This is a genomic window from Streptosporangium oxazolinicum (assembly GCF_039537505.1).
GTDB classification, from domain to species: Bacteria; Actinomycetota; Actinomycetes; order Streptosporangiales; family Streptosporangiaceae; genus Streptosporangium; species Streptosporangium oxazolinicum.
The window spans coordinates 412,437-431,043 of the sequence record NZ_BAABAQ010000002.1 but is presented as its reverse complement, the minus strand read 5'-3'; the positions used below and the strand labels follow the sequence as shown (position 1 = coordinate 431,043).

General features: G+C 71.7%; 19 protein-coding genes. 15 read left to right on the top strand and 4 right to left on the bottom strand.

Translation table 11 applies throughout. The annotated features are described in order from the left end of the window. Positions 1–122 precede the first annotated feature (122 nt). Positions 123–1,925, top strand: coding sequence for an ABC transporter ATP-binding protein (locus ABD817_RS06905; RefSeq protein WP_344917215.1), 1,803 nt, complete (start codon positions 123–125; stop codon positions 1,923–1,925). Positions 1,926–2,016: 91 nt separating this feature from the next. Continuing rightward, positions 2,017–3,789 carry an ABC transporter ATP-binding protein gene (locus ABD817_RS06900; RefSeq protein ID WP_344916159.1) on the top strand — a complete coding sequence of 591 codons (1,773 nt, stop codon included), beginning with the start codon at positions 2,017–2,019 and terminating at the stop codon, positions 3,787–3,789. Between the two features lie 48 nt (positions 3,790–3,837). Here the strand turns inward: ABD817_RS06900 and ABD817_RS06895 are convergent, their stop codons facing one another. The 4 genes from ABD817_RS06895 to ABD817_RS06880 are packed head-to-tail and all read right to left on the bottom strand — an operon-like array spanning position 3,838 to position 7,021. Then, positions 3,838–4,407 (bottom strand): GNAT family N-acetyltransferase, encoded by a 570-nt coding sequence (locus ABD817_RS06895; protein ID WP_344916157.1) that lies wholly within the window; start codon positions 4,405–4,407, stop codon positions 3,838–3,840. Then, entirely contained in the window at positions 4,404–5,402 is a 999-nt protein-coding gene (locus ABD817_RS06890) for an ABC transporter substrate-binding protein (RefSeq protein WP_344916155.1), read from the bottom strand. The genes ABD817_RS06895 and ABD817_RS06890 overlap by 4 nt, the downstream gene beginning before the upstream one ends. A gap of 48 nt (positions 5,403–5,450) precedes the next feature. Beyond that, positions 5,451–6,215, bottom strand: a complete 765-nt coding sequence (locus ABD817_RS06885; RefSeq protein WP_344916153.1) for an amino acid ABC transporter ATP-binding protein — start codon at positions 6,213–6,215, stop codon at positions 5,451–5,453. Next, the gene (locus ABD817_RS06880; RefSeq protein ID WP_344916151.1) at positions 6,212–7,021 is read right to left on the bottom strand and encodes an amino acid ABC transporter permease; all 810 of its coding nucleotides are present in this window, start codon (positions 7,019–7,021) and stop codon (positions 6,212–6,214) included. The genes ABD817_RS06885 and ABD817_RS06880 overlap by 4 nt, the downstream gene beginning before the upstream one ends. A gap of 592 nt (positions 7,022–7,613) precedes the next feature. Between ABD817_RS06880 and ppk2 the strand changes: the two genes are divergently transcribed. The 13 genes from ppk2 (at position 7,614) to ABD817_RS06815 (ending at position 18,587) form a co-directional block, all read left to right on the top strand. After that, complete coding sequence (gene ppk2 / locus ABD817_RS06875) at positions 7,614–8,570, top strand: polyphosphate kinase 2 (protein WP_344916150.1); 957 nt, start codon at positions 7,614–7,616, stop codon at positions 8,568–8,570. 155 nt (positions 8,571–8,725) lie between these two features. Then, complete coding sequence (hisI, locus tag ABD817_RS06870; protein ID WP_344916148.1) at positions 8,726–9,073, top strand: phosphoribosyl-AMP cyclohydrolase; 348 nt, start codon at positions 8,726–8,728, stop codon at positions 9,071–9,073. Continuing rightward, positions 9,070–9,687 carry a TIGR02234 family membrane protein gene (locus ABD817_RS06865; RefSeq protein WP_344916146.1) on the top strand — a complete coding sequence of 206 codons (618 nt, stop codon included), beginning with the start codon at positions 9,070–9,072 and terminating at the stop codon, positions 9,685–9,687. Before hisI ends, ABD817_RS06865 begins: the two co-directional genes overlap by 4 nt. A gap of 120 nt (positions 9,688–9,807) precedes the next feature. Beyond that, on the top strand, positions 9,808–10,227 hold the full coding sequence (locus ABD817_RS06860) for a DUF4190 domain-containing protein (RefSeq protein ID WP_344916144.1): 420 nt from the start codon (positions 9,808–9,810) through the stop codon (positions 10,225–10,227). A gap of 192 nt (positions 10,228–10,419) precedes the next feature. After that, positions 10,420–10,836 (top strand): DUF2752 domain-containing protein, encoded by a 417-nt coding sequence (locus tag ABD817_RS06855; protein WP_344916142.1) that lies wholly within the window; start codon positions 10,420–10,422, stop codon positions 10,834–10,836. Positions 10,837–11,005: 169 nt separating this feature from the next. Further along, positions 11,006–11,815, top strand: a complete 810-nt coding sequence (gene trpC / locus ABD817_RS06850) for an indole-3-glycerol phosphate synthase TrpC (protein ID WP_344916140.1) — start codon at positions 11,006–11,008, stop codon at positions 11,813–11,815. 27 nt (positions 11,816–11,842) lie between these two features. Continuing rightward, entirely contained in the window at positions 11,843–13,063 is a 1,221-nt protein-coding gene (gene trpB, locus ABD817_RS06845) for a tryptophan synthase subunit beta (protein ID WP_344917213.1), read from the top strand. Between the two features lie 69 nt (positions 13,064–13,132). After that, positions 13,133–13,927 carry a tryptophan synthase subunit alpha gene (gene trpA, locus ABD817_RS06840; protein WP_344916138.1) on the top strand — a complete coding sequence of 265 codons (795 nt, stop codon included), beginning with the start codon at positions 13,133–13,135 and terminating at the stop codon, positions 13,925–13,927. A 204-nt stretch (positions 13,928–14,131) separates the two neighbouring features. Beyond that, positions 14,132–14,665: a MauE/DoxX family redox-associated membrane protein gene (locus ABD817_RS06835; protein WP_344916136.1), complete on the top strand. Its 534-nt coding sequence runs from the start codon at positions 14,132–14,134 to the stop codon at positions 14,663–14,665. Beyond that, entirely contained in the window at positions 14,665–15,429 is a 765-nt protein-coding gene (locus ABD817_RS06830) for a DsbA family protein (RefSeq protein WP_344916134.1), read from the top strand. Before ABD817_RS06835 ends, ABD817_RS06830 begins: the two co-directional genes overlap by 1 nt. Positions 15,430–15,455: 26 nt before the next feature. Then, complete coding sequence (gene lgt, locus ABD817_RS06825; RefSeq protein ID WP_344916132.1) at positions 15,456–16,880, top strand: prolipoprotein diacylglyceryl transferase; 1,425 nt, start codon at positions 15,456–15,458, stop codon at positions 16,878–16,880. Positions 16,881–17,028: 148 nt separating this feature from the next. After that, positions 17,029–17,748, top strand: coding sequence for a VIT1/CCC1 transporter family protein (locus ABD817_RS06820; protein ID WP_344916130.1), 720 nt, complete (start codon positions 17,029–17,031; stop codon positions 17,746–17,748). Continuing rightward, positions 17,745–18,587: a hypothetical protein gene (locus ABD817_RS06815; protein WP_344916128.1), complete on the top strand. Its 843-nt coding sequence runs from the start codon at positions 17,745–17,747 to the stop codon at positions 18,585–18,587. The genes ABD817_RS06820 and ABD817_RS06815 overlap by 4 nt, the downstream gene beginning before the upstream one ends. Positions 18,588–18,607: the final 20 nt, after the last annotated feature.

The window sequence follows — 18,607 nt, the reverse complement described above, 5'->3', positions numbered from 1 at the left end:
AACCAGAGGTGTAGGCATGACACTACCGAAGGCGGTTCGGGAATAACCGCATGATCCACAGTGATAGGGACTTAGGTGACAACGTTCCCCACCGAAAGGACACCCCCCGCGTGGCGAGCAAGATGACCACCGCAGTCATGCGCAGGGGACTCGGGGTCCTCGGGGTGGCCATCCGGGCGGAGAAGGCGATCTTCTCCGCCGCGGTGCTGTCCAGTGCCCTGTACGGCGTGATGACCGTCGCCTCGGCCTGGGCGCTGGGCTGGGCCACCGACCACGTCGTGCTCCCGGCCTTCGGGAACGGGCAGATCACGACGGGCACGCTCGCCCTCGGCGCGCTCTTCATCCTCGGGGCTTCCCTGCTCAAGGCGCTGGGCGTGGCCGGGCGGCGGTATTTCGCCGGGGTCATGCAGTATCGGATGCAGGCCAGCTCCCGCCGCGACGTCACCCGCCAGTATCTGAGGCTTCCCCTGGCCTGGCACCAGAGACACCCGACCGGGCAGCTGCTGTCCAACGCCGGGTCCGACGTGGAGGCCGCCTGGGCGCCGCTCGCCCCGCTGCCGATGGCCGTCGGCGTGGCCGTGATGCTGGTCACCGCCGCCGTCGCGATGGTGATCACCGATCCGGTCCTCGCCCTCGTCGGTTTCCTGGTCTTCCCCGCGATCGCCGTCCTCAACCTGGTCTACCAGCGCAGGCTGAACCCGCTCGCCACCCGCGCCCAGCGGCTGCGCGCCGAGGTCAGCGAGATCGCCCACGAGAGCTTCGACGGCGCCCTGGTCGTCAAGACCCTCGGCCGCGAGGACGAGGAGACCGCCAGGTTCCTCGCCAAGGCCAACGAGCTGCGCGACGCCAACATCGCCGTGGGACGGGTCCGCGGCCTGTTCGATCCGATGCTGGAGGCGCTGCCCACCCTGGGCGTGCTCGCCGTGCTGCTGATCGGCGCGATGCGGCTGGAGAGCGGCGCGATCGGCTCCGGCGTGCTGGTCCAGGTCGCCTACCTGTTCACCCTGCTGGCCTTCCCGATCCGCGCGCTGGGCTGGGTGCTCGCCGAGCTGCCCCGGTCCGTCGTCGGCTACGAGCGGGTCCAGGCCGTGCTCGACGCCACCGGCTCCATGGATCACGGCGCCGTCGAGCTGTCCGGCACCGAACCGGCCAGGCTGGAGGTCCGCGGCCTCGGGTACGCGTACGGCGACGGTGAGTTCCCCGTCCTGCGCGACGTGAGCCTGGAGGTCGGTTCCGGCCGTACCGTCGCCCTGGTCGGCCCCACCGGCTCCGGCAAGTCGACCCTCGCCCAGACCCTCGTCCGACTGGTCGACCCGGCGGAGGGCGTCGTGCTCGTGGACGGCACCGACCTGCGCGACGTCGCCAGGAACGGGGTCAGCGACGCGGTGGCGCTGGTGCCGCAGCAGACGTTCCTGTTCGACGACACCGTGCGCGGCAACGTCACCCTCGGCCTGCCGGTCGGCGACGAGGACGTCTGGGCGGCGCTGCGCCTGGCGCAGGCCGAGGGGTTCGTCAGCGCCCTGCCCTCGGGGCTGGACACCCGGGTCGGCGAGCGCGGCACCACCCTGTCGGGCGGCCAGCGCCAGCGGATCGCCCTGGCCCGCGCGCTGGTACGCCGCCCTCGGTTGCTCGTCCTGGACGACGCCACCTCCAGTGTCGACCCGCAGGTCGAGGCGAGGATCCTGTACGGGCTGCGGGACGCGGCCCAGGCCTCCACCGTGGTCGTCATCGCCTACCGGATGGCCACCATCGCCCTGGCCGACGAGGTCGTCTACCTCGACCACGGCCGGGTCGTCGACCGGGGCGGCCACGCGGAGCTGCTCGCCCGATGCGAGGGCTACCGCAACCTGGTCACCGCCTACGAACGCCAGGGCGCCGAGCGCGAGGCGCTCGACGCCGAGCGAGAAAAAGAGGTCAGCGCGTGAGGAAGCACAACCGGCCGGGGGAGCGCCCCGCCGGGCCGACGCGGCGCGGGCCGGGCGAGTGGGGCCGTGGCCCGCTGGGAGGACGGTGCCGGTGAGCTCGTTCCAGGGGGTCGAGCGCTCGGGGCTCGCCACCGTCAGGCACGGCCTGTCGCTCACGCCGGAGTTCCGCAAGGGGCTGGCCGGGACACTCGCGCTGGCCGTGCTGGCCACGGTCGGCAAGATCATCGTACCGATCGCCATCCAGCAGACCATCGACACGGGGCTCGGGGGAGGGGCCCCGGACGTGGCCTACATCCGCACCGCCGTGCTGCTGTGCGCCGCCGCCGTGGTGCTCACCGCGCTGTGCGCGTACCTGATGAACGTCCGCCTCTACCGGGCCACCGAGTCCTCCCTCGCCACGCTCAGGGTGCGCGGCTTCCGGCACGTGCACGACCTGTCGGTGCTCACCCAGAACACCGAGCGCCGAGGCGCCCTCGTCTCGCGGGTCACCGGCGACGTCGACCAGATCAGCGTGTTCATGCAGTGGGGCGGGCTGATGATCATCATCGCCCTGGGGCAGCTCCTGGTCGCCACCGTGCTGATGTTCGTCTACTCCTGGCAGCTCGCCCTGATGGTGTGGCTGTGCTTCCTGCCGCTCATGGTCGCCCTGCCGCGCTTCCAACGGTGGCTCTCCGGCGCCTACACGCGGGTCCGCGAGCGCACCGGCGACATGCTCTCGGCCGTCAGCGAGTCGGTCGTGGGCGCGGCCGTGATCAGGGCCCACGGCTCCGAGGCCCGTACGTCCGAGCGGCTCGACATCGCGATCAACGCCAACAGGACGGCGCAGGCCCGCACCCAGCGGATCGTCGCGACCGTGTTCCCGCTGACCGAGATCGTCGCCGCCGTGGCCCTGGCCGCCGTGGTGCTGGTCGGGGTGCGGCTCGGGATGGCGGGCGACATCACCCAGGGGCGCCTGGTCGCCTTCCTCTTCCTCATCACGCTGTTCGTCTCGCCGATGCAGATCGCCACCGAGGTGCTCAACGAGGCGCAGAACGCCGTGGCCGGGTGGCGGCGTGTCCTCGGCGTGCTCGACACCCCCGCCGACGTCGCCGACCCGGGCCCCGACGGCGTCGAGCTGCCGCGCGGCCCCATCTCGGTCTCCTTCGAGGACGTGGGCTTCTCCTATCCCGGGGGCGTTCCGGTGCTGCACGGGGTCTCGGCGGACATCCCGCCGCGCTCGCGGATCGCGGTGGTGGGGGAGACCGGGTCGGGCAAGACGACCTTCGCCAAGCTGCTCACCCGCCTGATGGACCCGGTCTCCGGGCGGATCACGGTCGACGGCCACGACCTGCGGGACGTCCGGTTCTCCTCGCTGCGCCGCCGCATCGTCATGGTGCCGCAGGACGGGTTCCTGTTCGACGGCACCCTGGCGGAGAACATCGGGTTCGGCCGCCCCTCGGCGACCGAGGCGGAGATCCGGCTGGCGATGACCGAGCTGGGGCTCACCGACTGGCTGGAGGGGCTGCCCGCCGACCTGTCGACCAGGGTCGGCCAGCGCGGCGAGTCGCTGTCGGCGGGGGAGCGCCAGCTCGTCGCGCTCGCCCGCGCCTACCTGGCCGACCCCGACCTGCTGCTGCTGGACGAGGCCACCTCCGCGGTGGACCCGGCGACGGAGGTGCGGCTGGCCCGCGCCCTGGAGGGCGTCACGCGGGGCCGCACCGCCGTCTCCATCGCCCACCGCCTCTCCACCGCCGAGGCGGCGGACGAGGTGTTCGTCTTCGACAGGGGCCGGATCGTGCAGCGCGGCCCGCACGCCGAGCTGGTACGGCGGCCCGGCGTCTACGCGGACCTGCACGCCTCCTGGGTCTCGGCCGCCCGCTCCTAAGGTCTGTTGTGTGGATCCTCGCCACGGCGAGGATCCACACAACAGGCCCTAACCCGGGGGCGGGGCGGCGATGGTCTTCTCGAAGGGGTGGGGGCCGACCGTCTCGGGGTCGGCCGCCAGGTCGTAGAGCGGGCTGTATCCGGTCGAGAGATACAGCCCGGCGGCCTCGGGCTGCCGGGGACCCGTGGTCAGATAGACCCTGCGGTAGCCCTGCCGCGCGGCCTCCCGCTCCAGCTCCCGCACCACGGCGACCCCCAGGCCGCGCCTGCGGTGGCCGGGGTGGGTCCAGATCCGCTTGAGCTCGGCGGTCTCCTCGTCGTGACGGAAGAACGCGCCCCCGGCGACGGTCCGCCCGCGCTCGACGAGGATGAGGAACGCGCCCCCGTATTCGGGGGTGAACCGCTCGTCGGGGTAGCGGCCGATCTCGTCGTTGGGACCGTAGCGGCCGGTGTACTCGGCGTGCAGGTCCTCCAGGAGCGGCCTGACCGCGGGGTCGCGGACGGCCACGTACCGTACCTCGAAGGGCTCGGCCGAGGGGTGCTTCGGGTACGGGTACGGTGCCGGGGGGAGGGGACGTTCGGTGCCCGGGGCGGCGGGCCTCGCGGAGTCGATCGTCACTTCGGCTGCCTGGGCAGGCCGGGCGGGTTGATCCTCGACGTGGGCAGCGCCTCGTTGTCCAGGCCCCAGCGTTCGAGCACCTCGGCGTACTTGCCGTTCTCGATGAGCGTGTTGATCGCCTCGTTGACCGGCTGGATCAGGCCGTTGCCCTTCAGGGTCATCACCGCGATCAGGCCCTCGACCGACCCGCCGCCCGAGAGGGTCCCGACGATCCTGCTGTCGCCGCCCACCGCGACCTGGTAGGCGATGGGAGGGTTCGGGCCCAGGTAGGCCTGGACGCGGCCGGACTTCAGCGCGAGCAGGACGTCGCCGTACTTCTCGTAGTACTGAATGTTCGCGGCCTTGAGCCCGGCCTTCTGGTTCTGCGTGTCCCACTCCAGCAGGATCTTCTCCTGGTTGGTGCCGGATCCGACGGAGACGTTCAGCCCGGCGATGTCGGCGGCCTTCTCGATCTTGGTGATCGGGCTGCCCCTGCCCACCTGCCAGGCGAGCTGGTCCACCCGGTAGGTGGCGAAGTCGTAGATGTCCTTGCGCTCCTCCGTCACCGTGACGTTGTTGAGCACCAGGTCGTACTTGCCGGACTTGGCCGCGAGGAACAGGTTCTCCCAGGAGGTGTTCTCCTCCTTCAGCGGCAGGCCCAGCACGTCGGCGATCAGGTGGGCGAGGTCGGTCTCCACGCCGACCAGGGTGGTGTCGTCGTCGGCGAGGAAGACCAGGGGCGGCGCGCCCTCGCCGTTGAACCCGGCGGTGAGCGCCCCCTTGGACCGGATCGCCTCGGGGACCTTGGCGGCGATCGCCTCCACCTTGTCGGCGCGGACGCGGTTCTGCTCGGGCGAGGTGTTGATCTTTATCCCGCCGGTTCCCGACGGGGCCGAGGCCGGGGCGGCCTCTGCCCTGTCCGTCGTTCCGGCGGAGGTTCCGGTACCGCCGCAGGCGACGGCGAGCAGGAGGGGCAGGGCGGCGACGGCGGGGGCGAGCCGCGATATGAACGACATGTCGATCCTTGCTGGGTGGGGTGGGGTGGGGTGGGGGTTCGGGAGAGGTCAGAGGACCTTGCTGAGGAAGAGGCGGGTGCGCTCGTGCCGGGGGGCGTCCAGCACCTCGGCGGGGGTGCCTCGCTCGACGATCCGGCCCTCGTCCATGAAGACCACGGTGTCGGCGACCTCGCGGGCGAAGCCGACCTCGTGGGTGACGACGATCATGGTGGTGCCGCTTCCGGCGAGGCCCTTCACCACGTCGAGCACCTCGCCGACGAGTTCCGGGTCCAGCGCGGACGTCGGCTCGTCGAAGAGGATGACCTTGGGCTCCAGGGCCAGGGCGCGGGCGATGGCCACCCGCTGCTGCTGGCCGCCGGAGAGTTTGCGGGGGTAGGAGTGCGCCTTGTCGGAGAGCCCGACCCGCTCCAGCAGCCGGGTCGCCAGCGCGTCCACCTCCGCCCTCGGCCTGCGCTGGGCCGACAGGGGCGCCTCGGTGACGTTCTGGTGCACGGTCAGGTGCGGGAAGAGGTTGAAGTTCTGGAAGACGAAACCGATCTTGGTCCGTTGCCGGAGGATCTCGCGCTCGGGCAGCTCGTACAGCCTGTCGCCGGACCTGCGGTAGCCGACCAGCTCGCCGTCGACGCTGACCGACCCGCTGTCCACCTTCTCCAGGTGGTTGACGGTACGCAGGAGCGTGGACTTCCCCGACCCCGAGGGGCCCAGGATCACCGTGACCTCGCCCGGGGCGACCCGCAGGTCCACACCGCGCAGCACCTCCAGCGGCCCGAAGCTCTTGCGCACGCCGCGCAGCTCGACCATCGCGGCGCTCATGCGCGGCCCTTGCCGTAGTGCCGCTCGACGTAGTGCTGCGCGACGGACATCACGGAGGTCATCACGAGGTACCAGATGGTCGCCACCAGCAGCAGGGCGATCACCCTGCCGTTGCGGTTGTAGATCACCTGGACCTGGTAGAAGAGCTCGGGCAGGGCCATGATGTAGACGACCGAGGTGCCCTTGACCAGGCCGACGATCTCGTTTCCGGCGGTCGGCACGATCGAGCGCATGGCCTGCGGCAGGACGATCCGGAACAGCTGCCTGGTCCTGGGGATGCCCAGCGCCGAGGCGGCCTCGCGCTGGCCGTGGTCCACCGAGAGCAGCCCCGCCCGGACGATCTCCGCGGCGTAGGCGGCCTGGTGCAGGGCAAGACCGAGCGCGGCGGCGGTGACCGGGCCGATCAGATCCATCGTCCCGACGTCGAAGAACGCCGGGCCGAACGGCACGCCGAAGGAGATCCTCGGGTACAGCAGGGCCAGGTTGTACCAGAACAGCAGCTGCAGGATGAGCGGTATCGATCGGAACAGAGCGATGTAGCCCCAGGCCACCGAGGTGAGCAGCGGATTGCCCGACAGCCGCATGAGCGCCAGGACCGTGCCGAGCAGGAAGCCGAAGACGATTCCCAGCGCGGTCAGCTCCAGGGTGAACACGACCGCCCGCAGCACGGAGGGCGCGAACAGATACTCCCCGACCACCTCCCACTCCCAGGCCGGGTTGGTGACCAGCGCGCTGACCGCCATGGCCAGCAGCACCGCGACGCCCAGGGCCGCCACCCACCGTCCGGGATGGCGGGTGGTGACCACCCGCAGCGGGGGCTCACCGGCCTGCGCGCCGTCCGGGCCGTCCGGGGGGGCCGCCCGTGGGAGGAGCGGCGGCCCGGATCACGCGGGGCCCGCCGGGGGCGGACGCGGGGATGAGCCGCGCCCGGCTCCACACGTACCCGTGGTGCGCGCGTCCCCGGCCGTTCTTGGCCGGAGGCGGCGCCTTCACGGGGGCGGCGGGGGCCGTCAGGGTCGCGGGGGGATCGTGCGTGTCACCGCCGTCAGCGTCTGAGAGTTCGACGGGCATGGCTGAGGCCTTTCTGGCTGGTCGTACCGGGCGGGGGTGGGCGCGCGCCCCGCCGACGGCTCGTCGGAGGGGCGGCGGCGACACGGGGAGCGACACGGGAGGGTGGCAGGGGCGATGTGCTCGCCCGTCACCGGCTCGGGGTCGCGGGCGCACGGCATCACTTCAACACAGGTTCATAATCCCGTCAAGACCTACTGGTTTAGTAGGTTTTTGGTCGAGATGGATCGCCCCCCGGGAGAAAGGGGCGTTCAGGAAGGATTAGCCTGCTCAGGGCGAGGTAGAGGCAGGGCGGAGGCGGGCCCCACGCCCGTCCGAGGGAAGGGACCGATGGCAGAGTTGGTTGGCGGGGAGTCCTTGGGCAACCAGTTCCCCGTGGTGGACGTCCACGCGGCGATAGACCGCAGCGACCTGCTCGACGAGCTGTCCGACCTGCGGGTCAACGACGATGACGACGACGACCCCGTCCTGGTCCGCCAGGACGGCAGTCCGGTCGACACCTGGCGGGAGAAATACCCCTACGACGAGCGGATGAGCCGGGCGGAGTACGACCGGATCAAGCGGCTGCTCCAGATCGAGCTGCTCAAGCTCCAGTACTGGATCAAGGACACCGGCGGTCGCCTCGTCGTCCTCTTCGAGGGGCGCGACGCCGCGGGCAAGGGCGGCACGATCAAGCGGTTCATGGAGCACCTCAACCCCCGGGGCGCGAACGTGGTGGCGCTGGAGAAGCCGAGCGAGCGCGAGAGCACCCAGTGGTACTTCCAGCGCTACATCTCCCACCTGCCCGCCGCCGGGGAGATGGTCTTCTTCGACCGCTCCTGGTACAACCGCGCCGGGGTCGAGCGGGTGATGGGCTTCTGCACCCCCGAGGAGTACCTGGAGTTCCTGGAGCAGGCCCCCGAGTTCGAGCGCATGCTCGTCCGGGACGGGATCCACCTGGTGAAGTTCTGGTTCTCTGTCTCCAGCTCCGAGCAGCGCACCCGGTTCGTGATCCGCCAGGTCGACCCGGTGCGGCAGTGGAAGCTGTCGCCGATGGACCTGGAGTCGCTCGACAAGTGGGAGGACTACACCGCCGCCAAGGAGGACATGTTCATCCACACCGACACGGAGGAGGCTCCGTGGACGGTGATCAAGAGCAATGACAAGAAGCGGGCCAGGATCGAGGCCATGCGTCACCTGCTGAACCTGTTCGAGTACGAGAACAAGGACCACGAGACCGTCGGCACCCCCGACCCCAAGATCGTCGTCCACGCCGCCGACGTGCTCGACGACGACCGAGGCCGCTGACCATAGCCGCCGACCGGCCGGGCCTCCTCACCTGGGCCCGGCCCGCGTGCCCGGCGGAACCTGGGCCCGGCCCGCGCGTCCGGAGGAATCCCCCGGACCGCTCGCGAGGCCGGGCCGGACGCCACCCCTCTCCCCGGCTGCGGCACAATTGCCGCATGTCCCTTGACCCCGCCATCGCGGCCCGGCTGAAGCGCACCGCCGACGGGCTGGTTCCCGCCGTCGTCCAGCAGTACGACACCGGCGAGGTGCTCATGCTCGCCTGGATGGACGACGAGGCGCTGCACCGCACGCTCACCACCGGCAGGGCCACCTACTGGTCGCGCAGCCGCGCGGCCTACTGGGTGAAGGGCGACACCTCCGGCCACGTCCAGCACGTCAAGTCCGCCGCCCTCGACTGCGACGGCGACACCGTCCTGCTGAGGGTCGACCAGGTGGGCGCCGCCTGCCACACCGGAGACCGGACCTGCTTCGACGCCGACGAACTGACGGTGACCCGGGCGTGACGGCCAGGCGGGAGCTGTGGACCTGGCTGGCGGTCTGCGTGGCGGGTGCCGCGCTCGTGCTCCTCGCCACGGGACGCGACTGGTTCACCGTGACGTACGACACCCGCGAGGTGGCGGTCCCCGCCGCCGAACTCGCCCCCGCGCTCGGCCCCGCCGCCTGGGCGGCGCTCGCCGCGGTGGTCGCCGTCCTCGCGACGGCAGGCGTGTGGCGCCGTCTCGTCGGAGCGGTGCTGGCGCTCGGCGGAGCCGGGATGATCGCCGGTTCCTGGTGGGGGAGCGGCGCGAGCGCCGCGCTGCGGATCTCCGCGGAGCAGGCGCCGATGTCCGCGGGCACCGCCCCGCAGGTCACCTCGGCTGTCGTCTGGCCGCTCCTCGCCTCCGCCGGAGGGCTTCTGCTGCTGGCCGGGGGAGTGGCGGCGATCCTGCGCGGCGGGCGCTGGCCGGGCATGTCCGGCCGGTACGACCGGCAGGGGGCCGGTCCCGGTGGCGCGGGCGCTCCCGCTCCCGCTCCCGGTCCCGCTCCCGCCGGGGGCGTCCCCAGCGAGCGGGCCCTGTGGGACGCCCTCGACAGGGGCACCGACCCGACGGCCGACCCGGACCCTCGCGAGCGCTGACTCCCGCCACCTCCGGCCACGACTTGCTCACAACGCGCTCACAAGCGTGTACGGAACCCCTCCCCGAGAGAGCGTTTTCGCTAAGATTTCGCCCGCAACTCGGATAATTGGGGGTCATTCATGAGCTATGGCGATCAGTCGGGTGGCTATGGCAAGTCCCCAGGGAGCGGCGGCTACGGCTCCCCGGGGGGCTACGGTTCGTCCGGTGGGTACGGCCCCGGAGGTTACGGCCCGCCCGGTGGCGGCTACGACCCCTACGGCGGGTACGGCGCGCCGCCGCCACGGGGCAACAACGGCATGGCGATCGCCGCGCTGATCATGGGCATCGCGGGGCTGTTCATCTGCGGTCTCACCTCGATCGTGGGCGTGGTGCTCGGCCACATCTCGCTGGGACAGATCAAGCGGACGGGCGAGGAGGGGCGGGGCATGGCCATCGCGGGCCTGGTCCTGTCCTACTTCGGCATCCTGTGCTGGCTCGCGGTGCTGGCCTGGCTGGTCGCGGTCGGCGCCATCGTCGGCAGCGCCTCCCTGGGGGTCTGACGCGGGGACGGGCGTCCGGGGCGGTCCTCGACCGGCCCCGATCCCGCCACGGTGGCCCGCCCGGCACATTCCCGTACCCATGGGATCCCAGACTTGGGCCGGGGGCGGCGTGAGTAGGGTGGCCGGGGAGAGCCGGCCATCGGTGGGGGGTGCTGACGGGCCGTGGTGACGGGGAGGAGCGCGGGTTCGCGCGTGGCGGCCGTGTTGGCGCCGCTCGGGGTCGCGCTGGCGGCGGGCGCGGCGGTCGCGTTCGTGGGCGCGGTGAACCCCAACGAGCCCGGCCACTACCCGGCCTGCCCGTTCCTCCTGCTCACCGGCCTCTACTGTCCCGGCTGCGGCGGCCTGCGAACGGTGTACGCGCTCGTCCACGGAGACCCCGCGACGGCCCTGGGACTCAACCCGCTCGTCGTGCTCCTCATCCCGGCGCTGGTCCTGCTGTGGGGCCGGTGGACGCTGCGTGCCTGGTCAGGAGGCGGGTCCACCGGAGAGCCCGGTGCCGCGCCGGCGTGGAGATCCGTCCGCCCGGTCTACGTGTGGTCGGCGCTCGCCGTGATGATCGCGTTTTGGATAGTGCGAAATCTTCCTTTTGGGGAATTCCTGGCCCCATAGTCACCGATAGGTCTCACCCCGTGGCAGGGCGACCCCGGCCGGGCCGATAGCATCGGCGGAACAAGGGCAGTCGACCGGGAGGGGCCTTACTCGTGAGCGAGCGGAGCGAGCGAACCACGGATGCGGCGGCGTTCGCGAACCCGGCCCCGGAGCTTCGCGAGGAGGGCAAGTGAGCGTGCTTGAGGAAATCCTCGAAGGAGTCCGCGCCGATCTGGCCGAGCGGCAGGAGAGGGTGACGCTGGCCGAGCTCAAGGAGCGGGCCGGGCGGGCACCCACTCCCCGCGACGCCTACGCGGCGCTGGGCGGCGACCAGGTGGCGGTCATCGCCGAGGTCAAGCGTTCCAGCCCGTCCAAGGGCGCCCTGGCCGCGATCGCCGACCCCGCCGCGCTGGCCGGCGACTACGAGTCGGGCGGCGCCCACGTCATCAGCGTGCTCACCGAGCGGCGCCGCTTCGGCGGCAGCCTCGACGACCTGGCCGCCGTGCGCGCCGTCGTCGACATCCCGGTGCTGCGCAAGGACTTCATCGTCACCTCGTACCAGCTCTGGGAGGCCCGCGCCTACGGCGCCGACCTGGCGCTGCTGATCGTCGCGGCGCTCGACCAGAACGCGCTGGTCTCGCTCATCGAGCGGGCCGAGTCGATCGGGCTCACCCCGCTGGTCGAGGTGCACACCGAGGAGGAGCTCGACCGGGCGCTCGCCGCCGGGGCCAGGATCATCGGTGTCAACGCGCGAGACCTCAAGACCCTTGAAGTCGACCGCGAGGTGTTCGCCAAGCTGGCCCCCAAGATCCCCGATGGTGTCATCAAGATCGCTGAGTCGGGGGTGCGCGGCCCCCACGACCTGCTCGCCTACGCCAGGGCGGGCGCCGACGCCGTCCTGGTCGGCGAGAGCCTGGTGACCGGCAAGGACCCGCGGGCCGCCGTGGTCGACCTGGTCACCGCCGGTGCCCATCCCGCATCCCGACCCGAGGGGCAGTAAGCAGTGACAACGCACGAGGGAACCGTCATCACCACCGCCGACCTCGCGGGCAACGCCGCCCACGGCGACGACCCGGACGTCCACGGCAAGTTCGGCGTCTTCGGCGGGCGCTACGTGCCCGAGGCGCTCATCCCGGCGCTGGACGAGGTCGCGGCGGAGTACGACAAGGCGAAGAACGACGTGGCGTTCGTGCGGGAGTTCGACCACCTGCTGCGCACCTACGCCGGGCGGCCGACCACGCTGACCGAGGTCCCCCGCTTCGCGGAGCAGGCGGGCGGCGCCCGGATCGTCCTCAAGCGCGAGGACCTGACCCACACCGGCGCCCACAAGATCAACAATGTGCTCGGCCAGGCCCTGTTGACCAGGCGCCTGGGCAAGACGCGGGTGATCGCCGAGACCGGTGCCGGACAGCACGGCGTCGCCACCGCGACCGCCGCCGCCCTGATGGGCCTGGAGTGCGTGATCTACATGGGGGCCGTCGACTGCGAGCGCCAGGCGCTCAACGTCGCCCGCATGAAGCTGCTCGGCGCCACCGTCGTCCCGGTCGACAACGGCAGCCAGACCCTCAAGGACGCCATCAACGAGGCGTTCCGCGACTGGGTCGCCAACGTCGACAGCACCCACTACCTCTTCGGCACCATCGCCGGCCCGCACCCGTTCCCGGAGATCGTCCGCGACTTCGCGCGCATCATCGGCGTCGAGGCCCGCCGCCAGATGCTGGAGCTCACCGGCAGGCTGCCCGACGCGGTCGCCGCCGCCGTCGGCGGGGGATCGAACGCCATCGGCATCTTCCACGCCTTCCTCGACGACCGGGACGTCCAGCTGCACGGCTACGAGGCGGGCGGCCGGGGCCTGGAGAGCGGCGAGCACGCCCTCACCCTCACCGCGGGCTCCGTCGGCGTGCTGCACGGCTCGCGCACCTACGTGCTGCAGGACGACGAGGGCCAGACGATCGAGTCGCACTCGATCTCGGCCGGGCTCGACTATCCCGGTGTCGGCCCCGAGCACGCCTGGCTCAAGGACAGCGGCCGCGCCACCTACCACGGCGTCACCGACGCCGAGGCGATGGACGCCTTCTCGCTGCTCGCCCGTACCGAGGGCATCATCCCCGCCATCGAGTCCTCGCACGCGCTCGCCGGAGCGCTCAAGCTCGGCCGGGAGATGGGCCCCGAGGCGACGATCCTGGTCAACCTCTCCGGCCGGGGCGACAAGGACATGAGCACCGCGATGAAGTACTTCAACCTCTGACACCCCTCTGACGGCCGACTTGCCTCCTCTCCGGTGGGCCGAAGGGGACGAACCGCAACGGAAGTAACGATGATGACTCTTCAGACGGTGTTCGCCAAGGCGAAGGCGGACGACCGCGCCGCCCTCATCGGATACCTGCCGGCTGGGTTCCCCAGCAAGGACGGCGCGATCGCCGTCGCCACCGCCATGGTGGAGGCGGGCTGCGACGTGATCGAGATCGGCCTGCCCTACTCGGACCCCCTCATGGACGGCCCGACGATCCAGGACGCCGTCCACCGGGCGCTGACCAACGGCACCCGCATCGCCGACGTGCTCCGCACGGTCGAGGGCGTGGCCGCCACCGGTGCCGCCACCCTGGTCATGACGTACTGGAACCCGATCGACCGCTACGGCGCCGACCGCTTCGCCAGAGACCTGGCGAACGCGGGCGGGGTGGGCACCATCACGCCCGACCTCACCCCCGAGGAGGCGGGCCCCTGGCGCAAGGCCAGCGCCGAGGCCGGGATCGACACGGTCTTCCTGGTCGCGCCCAGCTCCACCGAGGCCCGCATCAAGGCCGTCGTCGACAGCTGCACCGGCTTCGTCTACGCGGCGTCGCTGATGGGCGTCACCGGCGCCCGCGACTCGGTCGGCGCGGCCGCGCAGGGCCTGGTCGAGCGCACCCGCCTCCACACCTCCCTGCCGGTCTGCGTCGGCCTGGGCGTCGGCACCGGACGGCAGGCCGCCGAGGTCGCGGGGTACGCCGACGGCGTCATCGTGGGGTCGGCGTTCATCCGCCGCGTCCTGGACGCCCCGGACGAGACCTCCGGTCTGGCGTCCGTCCGCGAGCTGGGCGCCGAGCTGGCGGCGGGCGTCCGAGGCTGAGGATTTCGCCGGGTGCGGCCCCCGTCACGGGGGCCGCACCCGGTTTTCGTACCTGTCAGGCAGGCTTATTCGACGCTTATCCAGCCCGTGATGAGGTTTCCTTCGGATACCTTGCGTTCGCCGGAGACGTCCGTGCCCAGGGCCTGGAAGAGGAGAATGGTGCTCGTGACCTCTGATAACCCCGCGCCCAATAGGTCGCGTATCGTGATTTCGGCGCTACCCTGGGTAACGACCGTCTCGCGGCTGGTGCTGGCGGGCGTGCTGATCGTCGCGGGTTGGGGCAAGATCGGCACCCCGGTGCTCTCGGTTCAGGCGGTCGAGGCATACGAACTGCTCCCTGAATCGCTCGCCACGGTGGTCGGCTACGGCCTGCCGATCCTGGAGATCGTCGTAGGGGTGTTGCTGGTCGTCGGGCTGCTCACCCGGGCGGCGGGTGTCATCTCGGCACTGCTCATGCTGGCGTTCGTCATCGGGATCGCTTCGGCGTGGGCGCGCGGGCTGCGCATCGACTGCGGCTGCTTCGGCGGCGGCGGTCAGCTGGCGCCCGGGGTGGAGCCCGACTACCTCATCGACATCCTGCGTGACTTCGGTCTCTTCGGACTCGGCGTGCTCGTCGCCTGGTTCCCTCCGGGCCGCTTCGCGCTGGACTCCGCCCTGGGGCTCACCCCGGGACGGGAGCCGTACGACGACCTTGACGGTGACGACGAGGAGGAGCACCAGGCAAAGGAGACTGACTGATGGGCAAGGCCGCGCGGGACCAGTCGGCGCGTGATCGGATCAAGGCACAGCGCGCAGAGCAGATGCTGAAGGAGAGGCGCAAGCGCATGGCGACCATCGGAACGGCCGCCGTCCTCGCGATCGCCGCCGTCGGGGCGGGCTGGTGGTTCGCCGCCCAGAGCAGCAGGTCCGAGCTGGTCGGTGCCGAGCTCGCGCCGATCACCGTCGCCGCGGACGGCTCGGTGGTCATGGCCAAGGCGGGCGTGGACAAGCCGGTCCTGGACGTCTTCGAGGACTTCCAGTGCCCCGCCTGCCGGGCGCTCGAGGAGACCAGCGGCCCCACGATCAAGAACCTGGCGGCCGAGGGCAAGGCCAAGGTGGTCTACCACCCGATCACGATCTTCCACGAGCAGACCAACAAGGGCATCACCCGGGGCAACTCCGTGCGCGCGGGGGCGGCCTCCCGCTGCATCCCCGGAGGCGCCCCCTGGAGCAGGTTCCACGACAAGCTGTTCGACGAGCAGCCCTCCGAGACCGAGGAGGGCTTCAAGATCCCCGACCTGATCGCCTGGGGCAAGGACGCCGGGGTGACCGATCCCGGGTTCGACACGTGCGTGACCGGCCAGACGAAGGCCGCCGACCACCTCGCCTACAGCACCAAGGTCCTGGAGACGCAGAAGCTCACGGGCACCCCGACGCTGAAGCTCAACGGCACCGAGGTGGACACCAATGTGGCTTTCAAACCGGCCGAGCTACGCCAGGCCGTTCTCGATGCCGCCAAGTAGCCCGGGACACGGTAACGTCACCTGACATGCCCCTCGCCTCGATTCCCAGCCCCTCCCAGGGGGTCTGGTATCTCTTCGGCGTGGTCCCCATCCGGGCCTACGCACTGTGCATCGTGCTCGGCGTCGTCGCCGCGGTCGCCATCGGTGAGCGCCGCTGGCGCGCCCGCGGCGGTGCCCCTGGAACGATCGTGGATCTCGCCGTCTGGGCCGTGCCGTTCGGCCTGGTCGGTGGACGCCTCTACCACGTCATCACCGACTGGCAGCTCTACTTCGGGCCGGACGCGCCCAACGAGCCGATCGAGGCGCTGTTCATCTGGAACGGTGGCCTGGGCATCTGGGGCGCCGTCGCCCTCGGCGGCGTGGGCGTCTGGCTGGGCTGCCGCGGCCGGGGCATCTCCCTGACCGCGGTGGCCGACACCGTCGCCCCCGGCATCGCGGTGGCCCAGGCCATCGGCCGCTGGGGCAACTACTTCAACCAGGAGCTGTTCGGCAGTCCCACCGACCTGCCGTGGGGCCTGGAGATCGACCCCGACCGGCCGGGCACGGTGCCGGGTGAGGACACCTACCACCCCGCGTTCCTGTACGAGTCGATCTGGGACCTGGGCCTGGCGCTGGTCCTCATCTGGCTCGGCCGCAAGTACATGCTCCGCCACGGCCGCCTGTTCGCGCTCTACGTCGCCGGCTACACCGTGGGCCGCTTCTGGATCGAGGGCCTGCGGGTCGACACCGCCCACCACATCCTCGGCCTGCGGCTGAACCAGTGGACCTCGATCATCCTGTTCGTCGGGGCGATGGCCTACTTCTGGTACACCAGGAACAAGACCGGCGAGGAGCGGGTCACCTCGCCGGCCGACCCCGCCGACCTCGCGGACGGGGCCACCGCTCCGGGGGCGGACGAGGACGAGGACGTGGACTCGGCGGGGGCCGCCACCCTGGCCGCGGCGGCTCCGGGGGACGGCGCGGGAGATTCCGTCGACCCGGCCCATCCGTCCGACCAGGCCGACCAGACCGAGAACGACGGCGAGGCCGGGCAGGACGACGCGGCGCGGCCCGCCTCGGCGACGCTCGCCGCCGCGGGGCCGGTCGAGGCCGGGGACCCGGTCGATCCGGCCCACCCGTCCGACCAGGCCGAGCCGGTGGAGAGCGACCGGGCCGGGGACGAGCCGGGCCGCGCGGTTCCGGCCGCCGCATCGGACAAGGCCGCTCCGGTCAAGGCCGAGTCCGACGAGGCCGTCCCGGCCAAGGCCGAGCCCGACCAGGCCGCTCCGGTCAAGGCCACCTCGGACAAGACAGTCCCGGGCGGCACCGCATCGGAGAGCACGGCCTCGGACAGGACCGTCCCCGACGCCGCCGCCGACTCCGACGGCACCGCTTCGGGTGCGGAGGGAGGCGATCTCCCCGAGACGGGCGCGACGAAGGTCGTTCCCGAAAGCGAGAAAGAACGACGTTGACGTTCTTCCCACGGTCGAGGCCCCGGGACCCCGGACGCGCCGCCGGATCGTCCGGCACGCCGGTGCGTCTTTCCTCCGGGGCCGAGACCGAAGGCCCGTCGTCTCCCCCCGGCGCCGAGCCCCGGGGCCTGCCGCCCGAAGGACCAGGGTGAGCTTGGACACCTCCGGGGGGCGCGCCGAGATGCACCACCGGCACCGCGACGTCAACGGCGGCTGGCTGCGGCCCTCGGTGTTCGGCGCGATGGACGGCCTCGTCTCCAACTTCGCCCTGATCGCCGGTGTCGCCGGTGGCGCCGCGAGCACCAAGGTGATCCTGCTCGCGGGCACCGCGGGGCTGGCCGCGGGCGCGTTCTCCATGGCCGGTGGCGAGTACGTCTCGGTGGCCAGCCAGCGGGAGCTCGCCCTGGCCGAGATCGACGTCGAGCGGCGCGAGCTCGAACGCCACCCCGAGGCCGAGCTGGAGGAGCTCGCCAAGCTCTACGAGGAGCGGGGGGTCGATCCCGCCGTGGCTGCCGAGGTGGCCCGGCAGATCTCGATGGACCCCGCCAGGGCCCTTGAGGTCCACACCGAGGCCGAACTCGGCGTCACCTTCCGCGACCTGCCCTCGCCCAGGATCGCCGCGATCTCCTCGTTCCTGTCGTTCGGCGTGGGCGCGCTACTGCCCCTCCTGCCGTACCTGCTCGGCGTCACCAGCCTGGTGGCCTCGGCGGTGATCTCCTGCCTGGCGCTGTTCGGCGCGGGCGCGCTGGTCTCCCGGGTCACCGCGCGCAGCTGGTGGTACAGCGGGCTGCGCCAGCTCGTCGTCGGCGCGGTCGCCGCCGGCCTGACCTTCACCCTGGGCACCTTCCTGGGAGGAACCGGACTGTGACCCCCCCAACCTCGACCCCGCCCCCCACCCCCGGGCGCAAGCGCCGCCGTACCTCTGCCAAGGCGCAGACCTGGAGCATCCCCCAGCTGGAGGAGTGGGGGCTGACCCGGACCCAGCAGCGGCTGGTGGTGGTGTTCGGATCGCTGGCGGGCGTGCTGGTCGCCGCGATCGCCCTCACCTTCGCGATCTCCGCGATCGGCAACGACTTCGAGCCCGAGCAGGTCACCGCCTCGGTCATCGGCACCGAGCCCCGGCCCGAGGTCTACAAGGGATGGCCCTCCTCCAAGGTGTTCGCGCCGATCGCGGAGAGCAAGGCCGACCCCAAGCCGCTGACGGCCAAGGAACTATTCCCCAAGACCCTCAAGGAGGGCAGGACCACGCTGAGGCTGGCGGGCGGTCCCCGGCTGGAGACCGACTGCGTGGCCGCGGTCTGGGGCCAGGGCCTCGCCGACCTGCTCACCCGGGGAGGGTGCACCCAGGTGGCCAGGGGCCTGTACGCCAGCGCCGACGGCCGTTACGTCGCCCAGTACACCCTGTTCAACCTCCGCGACACCGCCTCCGCCGACGCGCTGGTGACCACGCTGACCACCATGCACCGGGGCGGCTGGGTCCGGCCGCTCCAGGCGTCCAGGGCCGCCTTCCCCGCCGCGGGTCACACCGAGGCCAGCGGCCACGCCATGGGGCACTACGCGGGCCTCGTCTGGCTCGGCAGGGCCGACGGGGTGGAGCCGGGCCCGAGGGACGACTTCGTCTCGCTGTCCCTGACGGTCCGCGCCACGGAAAAGGCGATCTTCCGCCGCATCGTCGCCGCCTCCCCGGCACCCGCCCCGGCCCAGTAGCCCCGGGTGGCCCGCCGGTC

Coding starts and splice junctions, on each gene's coding strand:
- ABD817_RS06905 (WP_344917215.1), top strand. CDS start 123: ATGACCACCGCAGTCATGCGCAGGGGACTCGGGGTCCTCGGGGTGGCC.
- ABD817_RS06890 (WP_344916155.1), bottom strand. CDS start 5,402: ATGTCGTTCATATCGCGGCTCGCCCCCGCCGTCGCCGCCCTGCCCCTC.
- ABD817_RS06885 (WP_344916153.1), bottom strand. CDS start 6,215: ATGAGCGCCGCGATGGTCGAGCTGCGCGGCGTGCGCAAGAGCTTCGGG.
- ppk2 (WP_344916150.1), top strand. CDS start 7,614: ATGGCAGAGTTGGTTGGCGGGGAGTCCTTGGGCAACCAGTTCCCCGTG.
- hisI (WP_344916148.1), top strand. CDS start 8,726: ATGTCCCTTGACCCCGCCATCGCGGCCCGGCTGAAGCGCACCGCCGAC.
- ABD817_RS06860 (WP_344916144.1), top strand. CDS start 9,808: ATGAGCTATGGCGATCAGTCGGGTGGCTATGGCAAGTCCCCAGGGAGC.
- trpA (WP_344916138.1), top strand. CDS start 13,133: ATGATGACTCTTCAGACGGTGTTCGCCAAGGCGAAGGCGGACGACCGC.
- ABD817_RS06830 (WP_344916134.1), top strand. CDS start 14,665: ATGGGCAAGGCCGCGCGGGACCAGTCGGCGCGTGATCGGATCAAGGCA.
- lgt (WP_344916132.1), top strand. CDS start 15,456: ATGCCCCTCGCCTCGATTCCCAGCCCCTCCCAGGGGGTCTGGTATCTC.